Source organism: Leisingera thetidis (assembly GCF_025857195.1).
In the GTDB taxonomy this organism is placed as follows: Bacteria; Pseudomonadota; Alphaproteobacteria; order Rhodobacterales; family Rhodobacteraceae; genus Leisingera; species Leisingera thetidis.
The window spans coordinates 2,909,609-2,927,991 of record NZ_CP109787.1 but is presented as its reverse complement, the minus strand read 5'-3'; the positions used below and the strand labels follow the sequence as shown (position 1 = coordinate 2,927,991).

12 protein-coding genes and 2 pseudogenes are annotated in these 18,383 nt (G+C 65.0%); 2 read left to right on the top strand and 12 right to left on the bottom strand.

The genetic code is table 11. The features are described from left to right. Nucleotides 1-29: 29 nt before the first annotated feature. Nucleotides 30-968, bottom strand: coding sequence for an ABC transporter substrate-binding protein (locus OKQ63_RS13970; protein WP_264210675.1), 939 nt, complete (start codon nt 966-968; stop codon nt 30-32). A gap of 465 nt (nt 969-1,433) precedes the next feature. Here OKQ63_RS13970 and OKQ63_RS13965 point away from each other — a divergent pair, with 465 nt between their 5' ends. Continuing rightward, nucleotides 1,434-3,482 (top strand): TonB-dependent receptor family protein, encoded by a 2,049-nt coding sequence (locus tag OKQ63_RS13965; RefSeq protein WP_264210674.1) that lies wholly within the window; start codon nt 1,434-1,436, stop codon nt 3,480-3,482. A 514-nt stretch (nt 3,483-3,996) separates the two neighbouring features. On the opposite strand, the pseudogene OKQ63_RS13960 reads toward OKQ63_RS13965, so the two are convergent. From OKQ63_RS13960 to OKQ63_RS13930, 7 genes and pseudogenes are all read right to left on the bottom strand, one after another. Beyond that, a pseudogene (locus OKQ63_RS13960) lies at nt 3,997-4,248 on the bottom strand (IS3 family transposase); the annotation flags it as partial. 282 nt (nt 4,249-4,530) lie between these two features. Then, nucleotides 4,531-5,232 (bottom strand): FadR/GntR family transcriptional regulator, encoded by a 702-nt coding sequence (locus tag OKQ63_RS13955; protein ID WP_264210673.1) that lies wholly within the window; start codon nt 5,230-5,232, stop codon nt 4,531-4,533. 162 nt (nt 5,233-5,394) lie between these two features. Then, complete coding sequence (locus OKQ63_RS13950) at nt 5,395-6,921, bottom strand: tripartite tricarboxylate transporter permease (protein ID WP_264210672.1); 1,527 nt, start codon at nt 6,919-6,921, stop codon at nt 5,395-5,397. A gap of 3 nt (nt 6,922-6,924) precedes the next feature. Next, a complete protein-coding gene (locus OKQ63_RS13945; RefSeq protein ID WP_264210671.1) occupies nt 6,925-7,383 on the bottom strand; it encodes a tripartite tricarboxylate transporter TctB family protein in 459 nt (152 codons plus the stop codon). 202 nt (nt 7,384-7,585) lie between these two features. Next, entirely contained in the window at nt 7,586-8,551 is a 966-nt protein-coding gene (locus OKQ63_RS13940; RefSeq protein ID WP_264210670.1) for a Bug family tripartite tricarboxylate transporter substrate binding protein, read from the bottom strand. Between the two features lie 508 nt (nt 8,552-9,059). Then, a complete protein-coding gene (locus OKQ63_RS13935; protein ID WP_264210669.1) occupies nt 9,060-10,580 on the bottom strand; it encodes an aldehyde dehydrogenase (NADP(+)) in 1,521 nt (506 codons plus the stop codon). A gap of 1 nt (nt 10,581) precedes the next feature. Continuing rightward, entirely contained in the window at nt 10,582-11,307 is a 726-nt protein-coding gene (locus OKQ63_RS13930) for a ribonuclease activity regulator RraA (protein WP_264210668.1), read from the bottom strand. Between the two features lie 584 nt (nt 11,308-11,891). On the opposite strand from OKQ63_RS13930, the pseudogene OKQ63_RS13925 reads away from it, so the two are divergent. Beyond that, nucleotides 11,892-12,107 (top strand): annotated as a pseudogene (locus OKQ63_RS13925) (integrase core domain-containing protein); the annotation flags it as partial. A 262-nt stretch (nt 12,108-12,369) separates the two neighbouring features. Here OKQ63_RS13925 and OKQ63_RS13920 read toward each other — a convergent pair. From OKQ63_RS13920 to OKQ63_RS13905, 4 genes are all read right to left on the bottom strand, one after another. Continuing rightward, the gene (locus OKQ63_RS13920) at nt 12,370-13,887 is read right to left on the bottom strand and encodes an ABC transporter permease (protein ID WP_264210667.1); all 1,518 of its coding nucleotides are present in this window, start codon (nt 13,885-13,887) and stop codon (nt 12,370-12,372) included. 10 nt (nt 13,888-13,897) lie between these two features. Beyond that, a complete protein-coding gene (locus tag OKQ63_RS13915; RefSeq protein ID WP_264210666.1) occupies nt 13,898-14,947 on the bottom strand; it encodes a quaternary amine ABC transporter ATP-binding protein in 1,050 nt (349 codons plus the stop codon). Nucleotides 14,948-15,018: 71 nt separating this feature from the next. Then, entirely contained in the window at nt 15,019-15,981 is a 963-nt protein-coding gene (locus OKQ63_RS13910) for an ABC transporter substrate-binding protein (protein ID WP_264210665.1), read from the bottom strand. Nucleotides 15,982-16,017: 36 nt separating this feature from the next. Further along, nucleotides 16,018-18,345: a DUF1989 domain-containing protein gene (locus OKQ63_RS13905; protein WP_264210664.1), complete on the bottom strand. Its 2,328-nt coding sequence runs from the start codon at nt 18,343-18,345 to the stop codon at nt 16,018-16,020. Nucleotides 18,346-18,383 lie beyond the last annotated feature (38 nt).

Sequence of the window (18,383 nt, the reverse complement as noted above, 5' to 3'; positions counted from 1 at the left end):
GCCGGCCTGGATCACACAGCGGGACCCGTTCACTGGAGCGACTTTGCGATGGCCAGAAGATCTGCTGCGGACTGTTCGGCGGTCAGCATGCCCCGCGACCGGGACCAGAGATCGGAAGAGACCTCGAAAACATGTCCTTTCCGGACCGCTTCAAGCTGCTGCCAAAGTGTTTCGGACGCCCAAGCCTGATCAATCGTATCCCCTTTGCCAGGTTTGCCCAGGATCAGGACGGCAGGATCGGTTTCCGATAGCTGCTCAAGCGTCACAGGCTGGTAGAGAGCACCGTAAGAGCCGCCCTCGGTCACAGGCCCGGCTGCCTCGAAACCCAGTGCGGACAGCAATGTGCCGGCATAGGATTGCGGGCTGTGCAGCCAGAGGCCCCGGCTGCCGGCGACCCCGAATTGCGCTGGGCGGTCATCGGCTGCAGGCGCGATTTGCTCGCGTATCGCGTTCATACGTGCGGCGTGACCGGTCTGAAATGCAGCCATTTCCTCATCCCGGCCCACCGCTTCACCGATACGGGCAGCCTGAGACAGCACGTCCTCGTAACCGCCAGTCAGGCTGTCGTAGAAGATCACCGGAGCAATCTGCTCCAGCGTGCTGCGGATTGTGCCATGCCGGGCGGTGTCTGCAATGATCAGATCAGGCTGCAGCGCGGCAATCACTTCCAGGCTCGGGGTTTTGCGGGTGCCGACGCTGGTCCAATTGTCCCCGATCAGGTCCCGAAGCACGGGCTGGATGCGCTCGGGCTTGTTGTCATCCGCAATCCCCACCGGCACCAGACCAGCCGCGGCCAAGGCATCGAGAAAGGAGAATTCCAGCACCACGATCCGCTGCGGTGCATCGGGGACCTGCGCCGTGCCAAGCGCATGAACCACCTCGCGCGCCTGAGCAGCGGCAGCGGCGAAACCAAGAACGACGGCAAGAATGAAACAGCGCATGTAACCGGGACCATAGCTTGTTCGCATACCTGGCTCGCCGGAAGGCTGGCTGATGGCTGCCGCAGTTACAGGCAAGGCCACGCGCCGTCAAAGTCTTTTTGTCGGAAAAGCGGTCATGCAGACTATCCGCGGTCCCACGGCCATAAACAGCCTGCAAAAAAAGTTTTTTTGTCAGGATTGACGCCGTAGGGGCTGCCACCTATGAGAGCCGGGACCCAGCCAAGCGGCAGCCCGTCAAGCCCGGTTGCATCAGGACCATGTGAACCGCGGCGAATACAGCCAGACAAAAGACAGAGAGACCTGCCGGTTGCCCGATGATCACGGGTGCCGGCCGGCGCAGAGAATGCGCTGACCAGCTCCTGCAAGCAGTTCTTCCGGATGCGAAATTCGATCGGAACGAGGAACACGAAAATGCGAACCACTCACGCAGGAAACACACACATACGGCCAGAGCGGTCTCTCGGCTTTCCAGTCAGCACCTTGGGGCTTTTGATGCTCTCAGCAGCCGGTTTGGGGATGCCGGCGGCTCTGCACGCGCAAACCGCCAATCAGACTGATGCCGAGGTCATCGAATTGGAGGCGATATCCGTTGACGGCAGCTGGCTGGGCGATTCCACGGAAGCAGAGGTCAAGCGTTACCCGGGCGCACGTGATGTCCTGTCTGAAAAGGACCTCCACCAGCAGGGCAACCGGACGCTGGACGATGCGCTGCGCAAGGTTCCCAGCGTCCGTGTCGAAGACGAGACCGGCACGGGCGTGCTGCCCAACATCGGGATCCGCGGCCTCAACCCGCTGCGAAGCGAGCGGGTCATGATGCTGCTGGACGGCATCCCGCTGGCGCTGGCGCCTTACACCGGAACCGGGCTCTCGCTGTTTCCGGCCAGCCTGGAAACGATCGCCCGGGCCGATATCGTCCGCGGCGGCGGCGCTGTCCGTTTCGGCCCGAACAATGTCAGCGGCGTGATCGACCTGATCAGCAAACCGATCCCGCAAGACCTCTCCGGCACCGCCAAGCAGAAATTCATCGTGGATGAGCGCACGGGCAACCTTCTGAGCGACACCTACTTCCGGTGGGGCGGCTTCGTGTCCCCCGACTTCGGCCTGCAGGCGCAGGTCAACGCCGTGACTGGCGACGGCGGCCGGGAGCATTCCGGAACCGATGTCCTGAACGTCATGGTTGATGGTGAATGGCGGATTGATGACCAGAGCAGCCTGAAGGGCCGCCTGCAGTATTACGATGTGGACGCGGAACTGCCCGGCGCGCTGTCGCCTCAGGCCTACGAACAGGATCCGAGCCAATCAACGCGCCCGCATGATGCCTTCGATGCAAAAACCCTGCGCGCATCTCTGACCTATGACCGCCAGATCGGCAGCAGCGGGGAATTCCATTGGGTGAACTTCGCGCACAAATCGGACCGGACCTTCGATTTCGGCCAGCCGTTCGATCCGGACACCCCGGCAACTGACGTGGCCAGCAGCCCGCGCGAGTTCACGGTCTACGGCACCGAGCCCCGCTACACGCATCTGTTCCACACCACAAATGCCTCGCACAAGCTGGTGGTCGGCGCCCGTTACGTGCGCGAAGAGGTCGATTTTGCCGTCGACCGCACCAATCTGGCCACCGGCACCACCACGGCCGCGCGGGACTGGTACTTCAAAACCGACGCCTATGCGGCTTACATCAGTGACACGGTTTCGCTGATGAATGACCGGCTGGAGATCACCCCCGGCCTGCGCTACGAATCCGTCGAGACCGATTTCAGCGACCGCATCAACAATACCGCGTCGGGCAACCGCACCACCGAACTCCTGCCCGGCCTGGCGCTTGGCTTCCAGGCGGCGGACAGCGTCTTCCTGTTCGCCAATGCCAACAAGTCCCTGCGCGTTCCGCAGGTGGCGCAGGTGACCCGCGGCGCTCCGGTCAGCAACGAACTGGCGTGGAACTACGAGCTGGGGATGCGCTATGAGCCAACATCGGACATCAGCCTCAGCGCTGCGCTGTTCCGGATCGATTTCTCCGACCAGATCGAGTTCGACCGGGCCAGCCTGCAGTTCCAGAACCTGGGCGAAACCCGTCACCAGGGCGTGGAACTGACCGCGGCGTGGCAGCCCTATACGGTGCCGGGCCTGTCGCTGAAGGCGCATTACACATTGACCGATACCGAGCAGCTTTCGGGGCAATTTGCGGGCAACGAAGTGCCCTACGCCTCGGATCATCAGGTCAATGTGACGGCCGAGTACGAGTTGGACAGCTGGGCTTTCGGCCTCAATGGCCATTACCGCAGCGCTGCTTTCAGTGACGCTGCCAATACCCAGGTTGAAACGGCCGATGGCTCGGCTGGCCCTCTGCCGTCAGCCTGGGTGTGGAACCTGCAGGCGTCCAAGGAGCTTGGCGTTTCCAACCGGAATGTCCGCCTTACCGCAGCGATCAACAACCTCTTTGATGAGGACTATTATACCCGGGGTGTTGACGTGAGCCCGATCGGCCGTGTTGCCCAGCCTGGACGCAGCCTTGTTGTTGCGGTCCAAGCTGACTTCTGATCGGCGGCCGAGGTAAAAAGCGCACCATCGCCGGTCAGGGCGCCGTCATTCCATCGCTCATGGAACGCACGCCTGGCCGGCACCTCCGGACCGATCCCAGTCTCACGTGCCCCAACTGCAGCCAGTTCCAGAAAGCCGGACTGAGGAAATTGCGTGTCAGACGGTCAGCAGCTTCCGGGGGCGCTCAGCATTGCGCGCCGGGAAAAGACTGCACGGGGCCTGGAGCCTTTATGATCTTTCGGCTGAAATCGGCATGCAGGTCCGAGGGTGCCGCGCTTTGCTCCGGCTTCTGCGCCGGGATATCCTTCCGCTTTTGTCACACGAGGCGATCACACCAGGCTCATTTGTTGCTTTGGCTTAAGCAGAGGCCTGACCAGCTCGTCTCGCGGGTAAGCTGGATTGCGCGCCATGCAATCGTGCCATGGCGCGCAGGCCAGAGGAGGCGGGCACTCGGCTTGGAATGAACACCTTCGCCGCAAGCGCCTTGGCGAGGATCTTGAATGAGAACGGTGATCCGCCGACGTTCACCGGACAATTTCTTCAGCCGCTCGCGCAACTTGGTGTCCTCAGGCCGGGCCGGCTGCCGCCGGCAGACACGCGGATCGATGCCGGCCAGGGCCCAGGCCCGCCGCTGGTTGTGGTTCTTCTTTCTCATGGCCCAGTCCACAGCTCGCCTCCGTGAACCAGGCTTCGGATGTTTTTCCGGCATTTCCTTCAGCGTGGCCACGTCGGGCATCTGCTCCGCCAGCGTTCTACGCGCTTTCGCGGCCCCTTTGGGGGCGCGTGACTATAATCAACCATCCCTGGACGAGCCGCCAGGTTGAACGGTGATCCGCACAATCAAGGAGGCCTCCGTCCAGCGGTACCGCTCCGAGACCCATGCTGCGCCGGAAGGCCGCCTCGACGGGTTCATCGCCGCCTATAACTATGCGCGCCGTCTGCAGACGCTAAAGGGGCAAATGCCATGCGAATACATCTGCAAGATATCGACAAACGAGCCGGATCGTTTCATCGCTGATCCGAGCCGCCACGCCCCAAGGCTAGACATCTAGCTGTCCTGGCTGCCGACGAACATCCGGTCCTTGGCGGCGGTGATGTGGTGACGCATGGTGGCTTCGGCGACCTCGGGCTGCTGCAGGCGGATCGCCTGCAGCACCGCGCGGTGCTCGGCCAGCACCAGCTCCTGGCGCGCGGGCTTGTCCAGCAGCGTCAGCGAGCGCGACAGCTTGACCCCGAAGGCGATCTGCTCGCCCAGCGATTCCAGCACCGAGGCAAAGAACGGGTTCTTGGTGGCGCGCGCTACCGCCAGGTGCAGCATCTGGTCGGCCTCGACGCCCAGGCCGCTTTGCTCATAGGTTTCTTCCATCACCTGATAGGCGTGGTCCATCGCCGCCAGATCCTCGTCGTCGCGGCGGCGGGCGGCCCAGGCGGCTGCGGCGCCTTCGACGTCGATGCGGAATTCATAGCAGCGCTGCACGTCGGAGATCGATTCCAGCGGCGCAAAGCTGATCAGCTGGCGGTCGGGCTGGCGCAGCACATAGCTGCCGGAGCCGCGGCGCGATTGCACGATGCCATCGTCGCGCAGACGCGACAAGGCGGCGCGCACAATGGGTCGGGAGACGCCGAAGGTCTGCGCCAGAACCTCTTCGGCGGGCAGGCGGCTGTGCACCGGGTATTCCTCGTCGAGGATCTTTGCCATGAGCTGATCGTAAACCTGATCCGCCAGCGTAGGGCGTCGTGTCTCTGCCAACGTGGTCTCCTTTGTTTCGGTTCGGGCCTGTTCCTGGGTCGGGCCGGGCGCTCGGGCTGGACCGTTCTCTCCTTTATAGGCGCAAACGCGGCCGTTGGAATGGCCCGGCGGTGCATGTGCCGCCGGGCCGGTGATCAGGCGCCCCGCCGGAGCGGGGGCGGGCTACCTGGCCCCGGCGGCGGCCGGTTTGCCGGCCGGTTTGCGGATCACCAGGAAGTAGACGAAGACCAGCGTCAGCAGCACGAAGAACAGGCTGTCGAGATTGGTGAAGAAGGTCGTCGGATCACCATTGGACAGCGCCAGCGAGCGGCGCAGGAATTCCTCGAGATTGGGGCCGAGGATATAGCCCAACAGCATGGTGATGACCGGAAATCCGTTGCGGCGCAGATAGAAGGCCAGCACCCCCAAGGCCAGGGCCATGAACATCTGGAACGTCGAATAGGTGGCCACATAGCTGCCGACCACCGCCAGCAGCGCGATCACGGCATAAAGCACATCCTTGCGCAGCGCGACGATGCGGATGAAGTAGGGGCCGATCAGGTAGAGCGTCAGCGGGATCAGCACCACGGCGCTGAACAGCAGCGCGGCCAGCATCGGCGCGATCAGACCGGCCTGTCCGGCCATCAGCTGCGGCCCCGGCTGGATGCCGTTGATGACCAGCACCCCCAGCATGATCGCGGTAATCGGATCGCCCGGGATGCCGAAGGTCAGCATCGGCACCATGGCACCGCCGCAGACAGCATTGTTGGCGCTTTCGGAGGCGACGATGCCCTTGGGGTTGCCCTTGCCGAAGCTCTCGGGGTCGTCGGAGGTGCGCACCGCCTCGGTATAGGCGAGGAAGGACCCCATCGAGCCGCCGGCCCCCGGCAGCGTGCCGACGAAATAGCCGATCAGGCAGGATTTCAGATAGCAGCCCAGCCCGATTTTGCGGATGTCGGCAAGCGGCGGCAGGAAATCGCGGCGCTTGATCTTGACCTTTTCGGCGGCGGCGGTGAGCAGGCTGGTATCGCGCGAGGCGCTGGCCTGCATCAGCACTTCTGCGATGGCGAAGGTGCCGATGATCACCGGCATCAGGTCGATGCCCGCGGTCAGGTTGGCATTGCCAAAGGTGAAGCGGGTGACCGGCTCCATTGCGTCAAGCCCGACGGTGGCCAGCATCAGCCCGATGCAGGCGGCCAGCCCGGCCTGGGCGATGCGGCCGCGCTGGGCGATCACCACCACGATGATGGCAAAGGCGAGCAGGGCGAATTTGCCGGTGGTTTTGACCAGCAGCGACAGTTCGGCCACGAAGGGCGCCACCGCGATCAGCAGCAGCGCGCCGACGGCACCGCCGAACATCGACCCCAGCGCCGCATGACCAAGCGCCAGCGCGCCCTTGCCCTGCTGCTGCATCGGATAGCCGTCCAGCGCCGTCATCATCGATGAAGGCGCACCGGGGATGTTGATGGTGGTTGCGGTGATGCTGCCGCCGCACATGCCGGCCATGTAGATGCTGGCGCAGGCCATCAGCGCGGTCTCGACGTTGAGGGTGTAGGTCACCGGCAGCAGCAGCGCCATCGCCAGGGTGGCGGTGAGGCCGGGAATGGCCGCGAAGATGGTGCCGATCACAAAGCCCAGGACCACATAGGTCAGGTTCATGGGCTCCAGGAGCAGGGAAAAGCTGCTCAGGACAAGTAAGATGAAATCCATGGTTTACCCCCAGAGCGTCGGGAGGCGGACCCCGAACAGCTGCTGAAACATGACATAGGCGATGCCGGTGATCGCGGCGGAGAGGGCGGCCTTCTGCAACAGCTTTTCAAACGAGGAGAACAGCAGGATGATCGCAAAAACGAACAGGCCGGAAGAGAGGAAATAGCCCAGCGGCTTGAAGGCGAGGATGTAGACAAAGACCGCCGCCGCCACGCCGAGGTGGGTCCAGCTGTGCGGTGCCTCTGCCGCGGGGGCAGCGGGCCCGGCCTGTCCGGCGCGCAGCCGCTGCAGGATCAGAATGGCGGAAAACAGGACCGCGGCGGCGCCCACCAGGATCGGGAAGAAGGAGGGCGTCAGGCCGCTTTCGGACATCGGGGAGCCCAGGCTGAGCGCCGAAATGAGGTATCCGGCGGACACTGCAAGAGTGACAAAATAGAATAGCAGTTGCCTGTTTAAGAGCATCGTCTTCTCCCGGGCTGGGGTGGTGGGTCGTGAGTGGTATGCGGGTGCCGGAACGGGGGGCGGGGTGCAGTCCAGCCTGCCGGTCCGCGCCGTTTCGGCAAAAGGGCGGGCCGCTGGGTGGGGCAAGCTGGCGCCGGGCCGGGCCGGGCGTCATGTCCCCGGGGGCAGGCCGGGGACACGGGGGAGCCTCTGCGGCAGTGCCTTACAGGCCCAGCTCGTCCATCAGCGAGAAGGTCTTCTGCTGCAGATCGTCCTTCCAGGAGGTGACCTCGTCAGAGCCGAGCCAGTCGGGGGTGACACCGACCTGCTGGAGCCAGCCCTGGAATTCGGCGCTGTCGTAGGCTGTCTTGAAGGCGGCTTCGAGCGTGCCGATTGCTTCTGCCGGGGTGTCCTTGGGGGCGGCGAGCACGATGAAGCTGCCGGTCTGCAAATCATAGCCCTTGGAGGCGATGGTGGGCACGTCTGTGTAGGTCAGGTTCTGCACCGAGGTCAGCTCCACCACGCCCTTGGCGTCGCCGGATTCGATGATGCCGCTGAAATCGCCCAGGCTGGAGATCGCCGCGTCCAGCTCACCCGACAGCAGTGCCTCGGCTTCCGCGGCGGAGGAGCCTGCATAGGTGATCACGTTGAAATCGACGCCCAGCAGTTTTTCCAGCTGGCTGGCCGACAGATAGGGGCCGGAGCCCTTGGGGGCGACGCCGAGGCGCACCTTGCCGGGGTTGGCCTTGGCGGTTTCGACCAGCTCTTCAAAGCTGTCGATGCCGGAGTGTTTGGACACCACGATGGCGTCGGCCTCGCTGGTGATGCGGGCGATCGGGATCATGTTGTCCAGCGAATAGCCCGGCACCATCTGGCCGCGGGGCAGGGTGATGATGCTGTCATAGGTCAGCACGCCGACCGTGTGGCCGTCGGGACGGGCATTGGTCATCTGCATCAGGCCGGTTGCGGTGACCGCGCCGGCGATGTTTTCGACGTAGATGGATTTGGGCAGTTCCTGCTCGGCAATGTTGCTGATCTTGCGCGAAATCGCATCGGCGCCGCCGCCGGCGGGCCACGGCACGATCAGCCGGATGTCGCGGGCCGGAAAGTCCGCCGCGGCAACCGAGGTGCCGAAGATGCAGGCGCCGAGCGCTAGTGCCAGTTTGTGTTTCAAGCCCGTAGAAAACATAGACCTGTTCCTCCTTCACAGATGTTGTCGTCCAGATAAGTTCCGCAAATTGCGGGGTCCGGGCGGCGGGATCCGGCTGGATGCCCGGCCGCCGAGGGTCGGTGGTGATCTTTTGTGTCGATTGGCAGAAGATGCGCGTCCGGCTGCGGGTGCTGCCCGGCTGAAGCGCCTTTCGGGGCGGGACAAGCCCGCGCTTGAGATGCGACCGTTAACATCCTCCCATATGCTGTCTGGTCTTGGCCTGGGGCGACGTGCTGCGTGCGCTGCGAGCCATGGTTCACTGTACTGAGTTGAATTTTACAAATCAACGCTAAAAATTACCAATTAGGCGGGATTTTGCGTCCAAAAGTGCCTAATTTGTAAAGTTTGACTACAGGTTGCGTCAGCTCGCGCAGTTGGTGCGGTGATTTTTTGCGGAGTTGATAGAATCTGTAATGCTGGCAGGGGATGCCCGATGCAGGGTCTGGGCGGGCGGCCCGCCTTTGGCGGCGGGCCGGAGGGCTGCGCCTCAGACAGCGGCGAGATCGGCCGGCAGCAGTGCCTCAGGCAGGTTCTGGTAGCAGACCGGGCGCAGGAAGCGGCGGATCGACAGGGTGCCGACGGATGTCGCGCCAAAGTTGGTGCTGGCGGGGTAGGGGCCGCCGTGGACCATCGCATCGCAGACCTCGACCCCGGTTGGAAAGCCGTTGGCCAGCACCCGGCCGGCCATGCGCTCCAGCACCGGCAGCAGCTCTTGCGCCAGGGCCAGATCGCTGTCGTCCATCTGCAGGGTTGCGGTCAGCTGGCCCTTGAAGCTGCGCCCGAGCGTCACCAGCTGCTCCGGGGTTTCGGCGCGGATCACCAGACCAAGCGGGCCAAAGACTTCCTCGGCCAGATCTTCGTTCGACAGCCAGTTTTCAGCGGAAACCTCGAACAGCTGCGGCGTGGCGGCGCGGCCGTCGCAGGGCGGCGGCAGCAGGGTGTTCACGCCGGCGCCCTCCGCCATCCGCCGCGCGCCGCTGCGGTAGGCCTCGGCCATGGCGCCGGTCAGCATGGTCTGCGGACCCGTATCGGCAAGCGCGGCGGCGGCCGATTGCACAAAGGCATCGGCATCGGGTCCGTCCAGAACAATGGCAATGCCCGGATTGGTGCAGAACTGGCCTGCGCCCATGGTCAGGCTGGCGGCCCAGCCGGCGCCCAGCTCCGCCGCGCGGGATGCGGCGGCGGCGGGCAGGACGAACATCGGGTTGACGCTGCCCAGCTCGCCGAAAAACGGGATCGGTTCGGGGCGTGCGGCGCAGAGATCGAACAGGGCGCGGCCGCCGCCAAGGCTGCCGGTGAAGCCGACCGCCTTGATCCGCGGATCGGTCACCAGCGCAGCGCCGACGGCGCGGCTGCCACCCTGCACCAGGCTGAAGATGCCCGCATCCATGCCCAGCTTGTCCAGCGCGGCAACGATGGCGTCGCCGACAATCTCGCTGGTGCCGGGGTGGGCGCCATGCCCCTTGACCACCACCGGGCAGCCGGCCGCCAGCGCCGCGGCGGTGTCGCCGCCTGCGGTGGAAAACGCCAGCGGGAAGTTCGACGCGCCGAAAACCGCCACCGGGCCGATGGGGCGCTGCACCATGCGCAGATCCGGGCGCGGCAGCGGCTGGCGGCCGGGCAGGGCGGCGTCGTGGCGGCGGTCCAGGTGAGCGCCGTCCAGAATATGCTGGGCAAACAGCCGCAGCTGGCCGGTGGTGCGGCCGCGCTCGCCTTCCAGCCGCGCCTCGGGGAGGCCGGTTTCCGAGCTGCCGATCTCGGTGATCCGGGCGCCGCGGGCGTCGATCTCGCCGGCAATGGTGTTCAGCAGCGCGGCGCGCTGCTGGCGGCTGCTGGCGGCAAAGCCGGCAAAGGCGGCCTCGGCGGCGGCGCAGGCCTCGGCCACCACCGCAGGCGTGCCCGCGGCATAGTCGTGGGCCGGGCCGGATGCGGGCGCCGAGGTGAAACGCTGCGGCGCGTCGATGCGCCGGCCTGCGATCAGGTGATTTCCGTGCGGTGCAAAGGTCATGTCAGCGTCCCGCCTTTTCGCGCCAGGTGTCGAATTTCACGAGGTTTTCTTCCTCCGTGGCCGGGTAAAGCCCGATGATGCCGGCGCCGGCCTGCACCTGTTCCAGCACGAAATCCTCATAGGCTTCCATCTGGGTGCATTCTTCGGCGATTTCTTCGGCCAGATGGGCGGGGATCACCATCACCCCGTCGCCGTCGCCCAGCATCACGTCGCCCGGAAACACCGGGGCATCGCCGCAGGAAATCGGCACGTTGATGTCGATTGCCTCGTGCAGGGTGAGGTTGGTGGGCGCGGAGGCGCGGGCGAAATAGGCAGGTATGTCCAGCGCGCCGATGCCTTCGGCGTCGCGCACGCCGCCGTCGGAAACCACCCCGGCAACTCCGCGCTGTGCCAGCCGGGTGACCAGGATCGACCCCGCGGTGGCGGCGCGGCTGTCCTTGCGGGCATCCATCACCAGCACGTGGCCTTCGGGGCAGGTTTCCACCGCCACGCGCTGCTTGTGATCGCGGTCGCGGAAGACGGCCAGCGGATTGCGGTCCTCGCGCGCGGGGATGTAGCGCAGGGTGAAGGCCTGACCAACCATGCGCACGGGTTTGCGCGCCACCGGCGGCACGCCCTGCACGAACTGGTTGCGCAGGCCGCGCTTGTAGAGAGCGGTGGCGACCGAGGCGGTCGACACCTTCTTCAGATTGTCGCGGGTTTCGGCTGGCAGGATGTAGTCGCTCATTGCTGGTTCCTATCGCGTGGCATGTTCTGTCTTCCCGGGCGGCGGCGCACGGTGCCGCCAATCGTGCGCGCCGCAGTGCGGGTTGCGCCCGAGTTGTCAGGATTAGTACGCGAGGCTCGAGATGTTTGTCAATATTAGTAATGATAGATTACAGATTGGGGCGCGAAATCCGCTTTGTGGCTGGTATTTCTGCTATTATTGTTTACATATATGCTTGAAGCTCTGCCAGGAACCGCTTTCCCGAGCCGCCGGTCCAGCGTGTGGTCCAGCGTGTGGTCCAGCGCGCAGTGCGGCGGGCGTGCGCCTTGGCGCCGGCCGCGATGGTGATGGCCTCGCCTGGCGCGCCTTCGAAGAGATTGTGCGCGAAGAAGGCCTCAAAGCATTCCACAACAAGAAAGAACGGCGAAAGCTCGGCCTATGACCTGAGCCCAGCAAGGCTTTTCAGCCCTTCGATATGTGGGGTCTACGGGCTGCAAAGCAGGAACGTCACGCCTCTTGGTGACGTTCCTGCTTTGCAGAACCAGTGACATTTCTGAATGGCGTTTACACGCCCTCATGGAATCGGCTGGGAACAGGGGGGCGGCCTGACCTGCATCCAGCCCGGAAAACCTCGACAGAACGCCTCCGCAGAGCGCTATAACCGGACGGTCCGGCATGAGCGGCTCGACCTCTGCATTTTCGAAAGCATCGACGCAGTGCAGCAGAGTGCCACTGCATGGCTGTGGTCCTGCAGCAATGAACGCCCCAACATGGGCAACGGCGGGATGACCCCCGCCCGGAAGCTGAAGATGGCCGCGTAAATTCTACGACCAAGCCTCCGTAAAAATGGGGGACTACCAGAAAACGGGGGGATTTCCGGATGGCGGAACTACTCCCCCTGCACGCGGATTGCCTACGCTGCAGCCTCATGCTCTTCAAGCATCAGAATGGCTCGCTTGCGCGTGAAGATCTTGCTGGTCTGTCCTTCCGGCAGAGAAAGTTTCTGCAGATAACCCGTGCATCTTCAGGAGACCAAGTAACGGCGCCGCGCCATAAAAAGCTTGGCTGCGGCGCCATTCGCCTTCACCTTTTTCCGGCCACGATCCGGTCGAGGATCAGGGCGCAGAACAGGATCGCCAGACCGGCCAGGATGCCTTGGCCGGCAGCCGCATATTGCAGCGCTTCCAGCACGTCCTCACCCAGCCCCTTGGCGCCGATCAGCGAGGCCACGACCACCATCGCCAGCGACAGCAGGATGGTCTGGTTGACGCCGGCCATGATTGTCTTGCGCGCCAGCGGCAGATCCACCCGCCACAACAGGTAGCGCGGGGTGGCGCCAAAGGCGAGCGCCGCCTCGCGCACGGTTTCCGGCACCTGCTGCAGGCCCAGCACGGTGAAGCGGATCACCGGCGGGCTGCCGAAGATCATCGTCGCCACCACGCCCGCGGGCTTGCCGGAGCCGATGAAGGCCACCACCGGGATCAGGTAGACGAAGGAGGGCATCGACTGCATGAAGTCCAGCACCGGGCGCACCACCGCAAACACCTTGGGGCGGCGGGCGCAGTAGATGCCAAGAGGAATGCCCAGCGTGATCGAGATCAGCGCTGCAGCCCCCAGGAGGGCAATGGTGGTCATCGCCTTTTCCCAGAAGTCCAGAAGGCCGAGATAGGCCAGCGCGGCGCCGGTGAAGATCGCCACCCGGGCGCCTGCGGACAGATAGGCCAGCATCACGGTCACCAGCGCCACCACCGGCCAGGGAGTATCGACCAGCACCACCTCGATCCAGTCCAGAAGGGTACGCATGCCCGCGGTCAGCCCGTTAAAGAAGCCGCGGCCCGAGGTCTTGGTCCAGTCGAATGCCGCCTGCACCCCGTCGCCCACGTTCAGCCGCCAGTCGCGGTTGGTGGGGAAGGCGTTCAGCAGCGAGAAGGCATCGGGCATCGCGAATTTCAGCGCCGACAGCACAACCACCGCCGCCGCCAGCACGGCGGAGACCGCCAGCCGCGGCATTGACCAGCCGCTGGCCACGCGGCGGTCGGAGCGCCAGCGGGCAAACTGCCCCTCCAGCGTCCAGTTCGCGAGCGAGGCCGCCAGGAGTTTGACCGCCAGCAGCAGCGCCGCGCCGGCGATCAGATAGATGATGCCGCTGGCATTGGCCGCTGCCGCCGCCTGCTGCGCGCCGGCCAGCGCCGCCTCAAGCGATTCCGCCGCGCGTTTCAGCGCCTCCAGCGAGGACGCGCCCGAGGCCTCTGCCGCGGCGATCTGCTGGTGCCGCAGGTCCAGCGTCTGGGCGATCTGCTCCGCGCGCAGCCGGGAGTCCCGGCCGAGGTCGCCGAACAGCCCCATCGCGATCTGGATGTAGGCCAGCGTTTCCAGCAGCAGAAAACCCAGGAACCAGGACCACAGGCCCCGGGCGCCGAACCAGACCGGCCCCAGCACCGCGGCGGCGCGGTTCAGGGTGAAGCGGTAGCCCGGCGCTTCCATCATGTGGCTGAAGACCCGCTGGTAATAGGCCTGCGACTGGCCGGTGAATTCCCCCACCAGCGCGTTCAGGCGCCCGGCGGTCTCCGGCTGGATCTGTGATTGATCGATATGTTTCATCATCGCCTCCTTACGCCTGGCTGTCCTGAATGGCGCGGATCAGGCCCGCGCGGTTGATCACCCCCACGGTGGCGCCGCCGTCGGCAACCTTGACGATGCCGTGGCCGTCCACCGCCAGTTCCATCAGGTCGCTCAGGTCCATGTCGGGCCTTGCCACCATGGCATCGGCGGGCAGGGCGCCGTGGGTGGCCTCGAACTCGGCCACCGGTTTCATCACCGAATGGGCAAAAATCATGTTGAGCTTGGAAATCCCCGCCACGAAGTCCGCCACATAGTCATCCGCCGGATTGAGGATGATCTCCTCCGGCGTGCCGGTCTGCACGATGCGGCCGTCTTTCATGATGGCGATGCGGTGGCCGATGCGGATCGCCTCATCGAGGTCATGGGTGATGAACATGGTGGTCTTGCCGAGCTTGCGGGACAGCTCCATGAACTGGTCCTGCAGCTGCTTGCGGATCAGCGGATCCAGCGCCGAGAACGGCTCGTCCATCAAGAGGATCTCGGGGTCCGAGGCGATGGCGCGCGCCAGCCCCACCCGCTGCTGCATGCCGCCCGAGAGCTCATGCGCGTATTTGTCCTCCCAGCCCGACAGCTCCACCAGCTCCAGCACCCGGTCGGCTTCCTCCCAGCGGCGGGCCTTGCCGGTGCCGCGGATTTCCAGCGGCATCGCCACATTGTCGCGCACCGTGCGGTGCGGCATCAGGCCGAAGTTCTGGAACACCATCGCGACGCGGCGGTTGCGCAGGTCGCGCAGGCCCTCGGCGTTCAGCCCCATTACATCGTCGCCATTGATGTAGATATGCCCGTCGGTCGGCTCCAGCAGCCGGTTCACATGGCGCACCAGCGTCGATTTGCCGGAGCCCGACAGCCCCATCACGCAGAACAGCTCGCCCCGTTTGATCTGGAAGCTGGCATCCGCCACGCCGACCACGCAGTTGAACCGCTCCAGCACCTGCGCCTTGCTCAGGCCTTCCGCATGAATGGCCCGCAGCGCCTCGTCCGCGCGTGCGCCAAAAATCTTCCAGACGCCGCGTGCGTCAATTGCGATGTCGTCCGCCATGGCCTCCCCCTGTCTTTGAAGTCTCGTACGGGCACCTGCAGCCGGCTGGGCTGCAGGGCCAAGGATCGGGATCAGTTCAGGCCCAGCCAGCCGTCCACGATTCCGCCATTCGCCGCCAGCCAGTCCGACACCGCCGCGTCGATCTCCTGGCCCTGGATCACCACCTGATAGGTGAGTTTGGACAGCTCGCCCGCATCCATGTCGATCTGGCTCAGGAAGGACGCCGCCGCCGGGTTCCGCTGTTCCAGCGACTTGGAATAGGCCACGGTCACCGTTTTCACCTGGTCGCCCGAGGTAATCGAGGATTTGCTGTACCAGTCCGCGTCCTGATCGGGCTGGATGATGGTATAGGCGTTCGGGTCGTGCTCCGGCTCTTCAATCATCGTCACGTCATAAAGCGCATGCACGTAATGCGGCTTGTAGCAGTAGAAGACGACGCCCTCTTTCTGCTCCACCGCATCCTTAAGCCGCGAATAGAATACGGTTTCATCCTCGGAGGACGGCTCCAGGAAGGTCTCGATTCCGTAGTCGCGCACCTTCACCTTGTGCACATTGGTCGAGGCCCAGCCGGAGGCGCCCACCCAGATCTCGCCCTTGCCGTCGCCATTGGTGTCATAAGCCTCCTGCGCCGCCGGGGTGGCGAGGTCGAAAATCGACTTCATGCCGTGCTCCTCGGCCATATAGGTCGGCGTGCAGAACCCCGAGCGCCCCTCGTAACTGCCTGCGGACAGCGCCACGGTGCCTTTCTGGTCCACATATTCGTCGGTGAAGGACGCCTGGTTCGGCAGCCAGACATCGGGGTGCACGTCGATGTCGCCGCGGCCGCCGTCCATCGCGGCAAAGATCACCGCGTTGGCGCCGGGGGCGTAGCCTGTCTCACCGCCCAGGCGGGTTTCGATCACCTGGCCGATGATCCGGCTCATGATCTTGGCGCCGGGCCAGCTGGGCTCGCCCACCATGACCTTCTCCTGCGCCATGGCGCCGGTACCGATGCTGAGGGCCGCAAGTGCGGTAAGCGTTTTCAGCGGTTTCATCTTTTCTCTCTCCTGTTGGTCTGTGGTTCAAGCGCCTCAGGCGCGGGCCCGCTTGCGCTGCGGGTCTATGAAGGGAATGTCCGTGACGGTGGCGCCAAGGCGCTTCATCCGCCCGTCGAGCTGGCCGATTTCCAGCCGGGCGCCGTTTTCGGCGTGCTCGACGTTCAGCCGGGCGATGGCGATGGCGTGCTCCAGCGAGGGCGAGCGGGTGGCCGAAGTCACAGTGCCGACCTGCCGTTCGCCGTCGTAAACCGGGCTGCCGTGCAGCGGCACGTCGTTGCAGCCCAGCAAAAGCCCCTTCAGCACCCGGCGCGGCTCGCGCGCGTTGCGTTCCAGCGCCGCCTTGCCGGTAAAAGAGGGCTTGCTCAGATCGACGGCAAATCCCAGCCCGGCCTCGAATGCATCCACGCCCGGCGCGAATTCCGCATTGGCGGCAGCCAGCCCGGCCTCGATCCGGATAATGTTCAATGCGGCGGAGCCCATCGGGGTGATCCCGAATTCCTCGCCCGCGGCCATCACCGCGTCCCAGACCGCCACCGCGTCTGCCTTGGCGCAGAAGATCTCAAAACCCAGCTCGCCGGTGTAGCCCGAGCGCGCCAGCATGAAGGGCGCGCCTTCGCGGTCATGCAGTCGGGCCACCGTGACCCCGAACCACTTCAACTGGTCCAGTGCCGGCACATGCGGCTGGGTAAAGGCGATTTTGCGCAAGAGATCCCGAGACTTGGGGCCTTGAATGGCCAGATTCGGCATCGCCCCGCGCATGTCATGAATACGGACCTGCAGGCCCGTCTGCTGCGCCAGCGTTTCCAGCACCCGGCCGCTTTCCTCGGAGCCGCAGCACCAGCGGAACAGGTCGGGGGCCAGGCGGAACAGGGTGCCGTCGTCGATTACCGTGCCGGCCTCGTCGCACATCAGTGTGTAGAAGCCGCGCCAGACCGCCAGCTTGGCCACGTTGCGGGTGGTCGCCCGCTGCAGCAGCACCTCGGCATCGGGGCCGGCAATGTCGTATTTGCGCAGCCCGCTCATGTCCTGAACCGTGACCGCGTTGCGGCAGGCCCAGTATTCGCCGGTGGTTCCATGCGACGGGAAACTCACCGGCGCCCAGAGATCGCGCGCGGGGGCAAAATGCTGGGTCAACGGTTCAAGCCGTTCATGGAATGCGGAGTTCTGGCTGATCGACATCGGGGCGTCTTCCTTTTCGCGGTAGGCAACAGCGCGGCGCAGGGGTGTTTCGGGGCGGTAGATGCGGATATGCACATCCGTCGGGTTCCAGCCGTTGATCGGATCGATGTCGTCCGGGCAGGCGGTGGAGACGCAGACAAGATCCTCCAGCGCCCGCATCGCCACATAGTCACCGGGGCGGGAGTGGGATTCCTCGGTCAGGATGTGATGCGAATGCGGATCGACCCAGGTGTTCCAGAAGAAGTTGATGGCCGGCCAGGCCGACCGCCGCGCCACGCCAAACCGCGCCAGCGCATGGGAAATATTGTCGGAGCAATTCACATGGCCGGGAAAGCCGCGCTCCTCATAGCCGCGGGCGGTGCAGGCGAGGCCAAAGGTGTCGTGCCGCCCGCAGGTATCCTGCACCACGTTCAGCAGGGGGCGCATCTCGCGGTCAAAAAACTTGTCCAGCAGCCCCGGCCCCGGATAGGCGCGGCGTACCATCGACCGCGTGGCGGTGCCGTCGATCATCAGCTCCTCGCCCCGCTGCAACGCCGCCGCATTGAAGGCGGTGAAGTCCGAACACTGCTGCCCCTCGACGTCGATGATCTGGACAATCTCCCCCTGTTTCACCTCATAGGACATGGCGGTGGCACGGCTGACGGTGAATTCCTCGCGGGTGTCGCCCAGCAGCGGCGGCAGCAGCGGCCCCGTTCCCGCCGCGGGCTGCCAGGTCACCCTGGCATTACCCGCCACCCCGCCATGGGCGAGCTGACGGCACTCCGCCGGGCAGCTGATCCACACGGTGGCAGCCGCCCCGGCCTTCAGCACCAGCGGTTCTTCGGGCATGTCCAGCGTGCAGGCCGGGATGTCCGCCGCAGCCTCACCGCCGTTGCCGGCGATCCAGCCCAGCAGCTCCGCGGCGTCGCAATCCGCCAGGGGCATCGGCGCGTCCGCCTGCAGCCCCAGCGCTGCCAGCGCCGGCCGTCCGCCATCATCAAAGGCAGCAATCCGCAGCGCGGCACCGCCCTGCGGCGCCTCCAGCGACAGAAGGTCCCCGGCTCGCATCTCCTGCTTCAGCAGTTCGCGCGGCGCCAGCACCCGGGACACCCCGCTCTGCCCCTTGGCGAAGCCCGGAAAGGCCCTTTCCGGAGTCTGGAACCCCATGTTGTCGAAGTCGTGAAGCACGGCGTAGCGGGTCATTGCGGTATCCGAATCTCAGGTTTGAAACTAGTTACATG

Bases quoted from the DNA above. Each gene is read 5' to 3' on its own strand.
- OKQ63_RS13920 (WP_264210667.1), bottom strand. From the start codon at position 13,887: ATGAAACATATCGATCAATCACAGATCCAGCCGGAGACCGCCGGGCGC.
- OKQ63_RS13965 (WP_264210674.1), top strand. From the start codon at position 1,434: ATGCTCTCAGCAGCCGGTTTGGGGATGCCGGCGGCTCTGCACGCGCAA.
- OKQ63_RS13935 (WP_264210669.1), bottom strand. From the start codon at position 10,580: ATGACCTTTGCACCGCACGGAAATCACCTGATCGCAGGCCGGCGCATC.
- OKQ63_RS13915 (WP_264210666.1), bottom strand. From the start codon at position 14,947: ATGGCGGACGACATCGCAATTGACGCACGCGGCGTCTGGAAGATTTTT.
- OKQ63_RS13970 (WP_264210675.1), bottom strand. From the start codon at position 968: ATGCGAACAAGCTATGGTCCCGGTTACATGCGCTGTTTCATTCTTGCC.
- OKQ63_RS13940 (WP_264210670.1), bottom strand. From the start codon at position 8,551: ATGTTTTCTACGGGCTTGAAACACAAACTGGCACTAGCGCTCGGCGCC.
- OKQ63_RS13910 (WP_264210665.1), bottom strand. From the start codon at position 15,981: ATGAAACCGCTGAAAACGCTTACCGCACTTGCGGCCCTCAGCATCGGT.
- OKQ63_RS13905 (WP_264210664.1), bottom strand. From the start codon at position 18,345: ATGACCCGCTACGCCGTGCTTCACGACTTCGACAACATGGGGTTCCAG.
- OKQ63_RS13950 (WP_264210672.1), bottom strand. From the start codon at position 6,921: ATGGATTTCATCTTACTTGTCCTGAGCAGCTTTTCCCTGCTCCTGGAG.
- OKQ63_RS13930 (WP_264210668.1), bottom strand. From the start codon at position 11,307: ATGAGCGACTACATCCTGCCAGCCGAAACCCGCGACAATCTGAAGAAG.
- OKQ63_RS13945 (WP_264210671.1), bottom strand. From the start codon at position 7,383: ATGCTCTTAAACAGGCAACTGCTATTCTATTTTGTCACTCTTGCAGTG.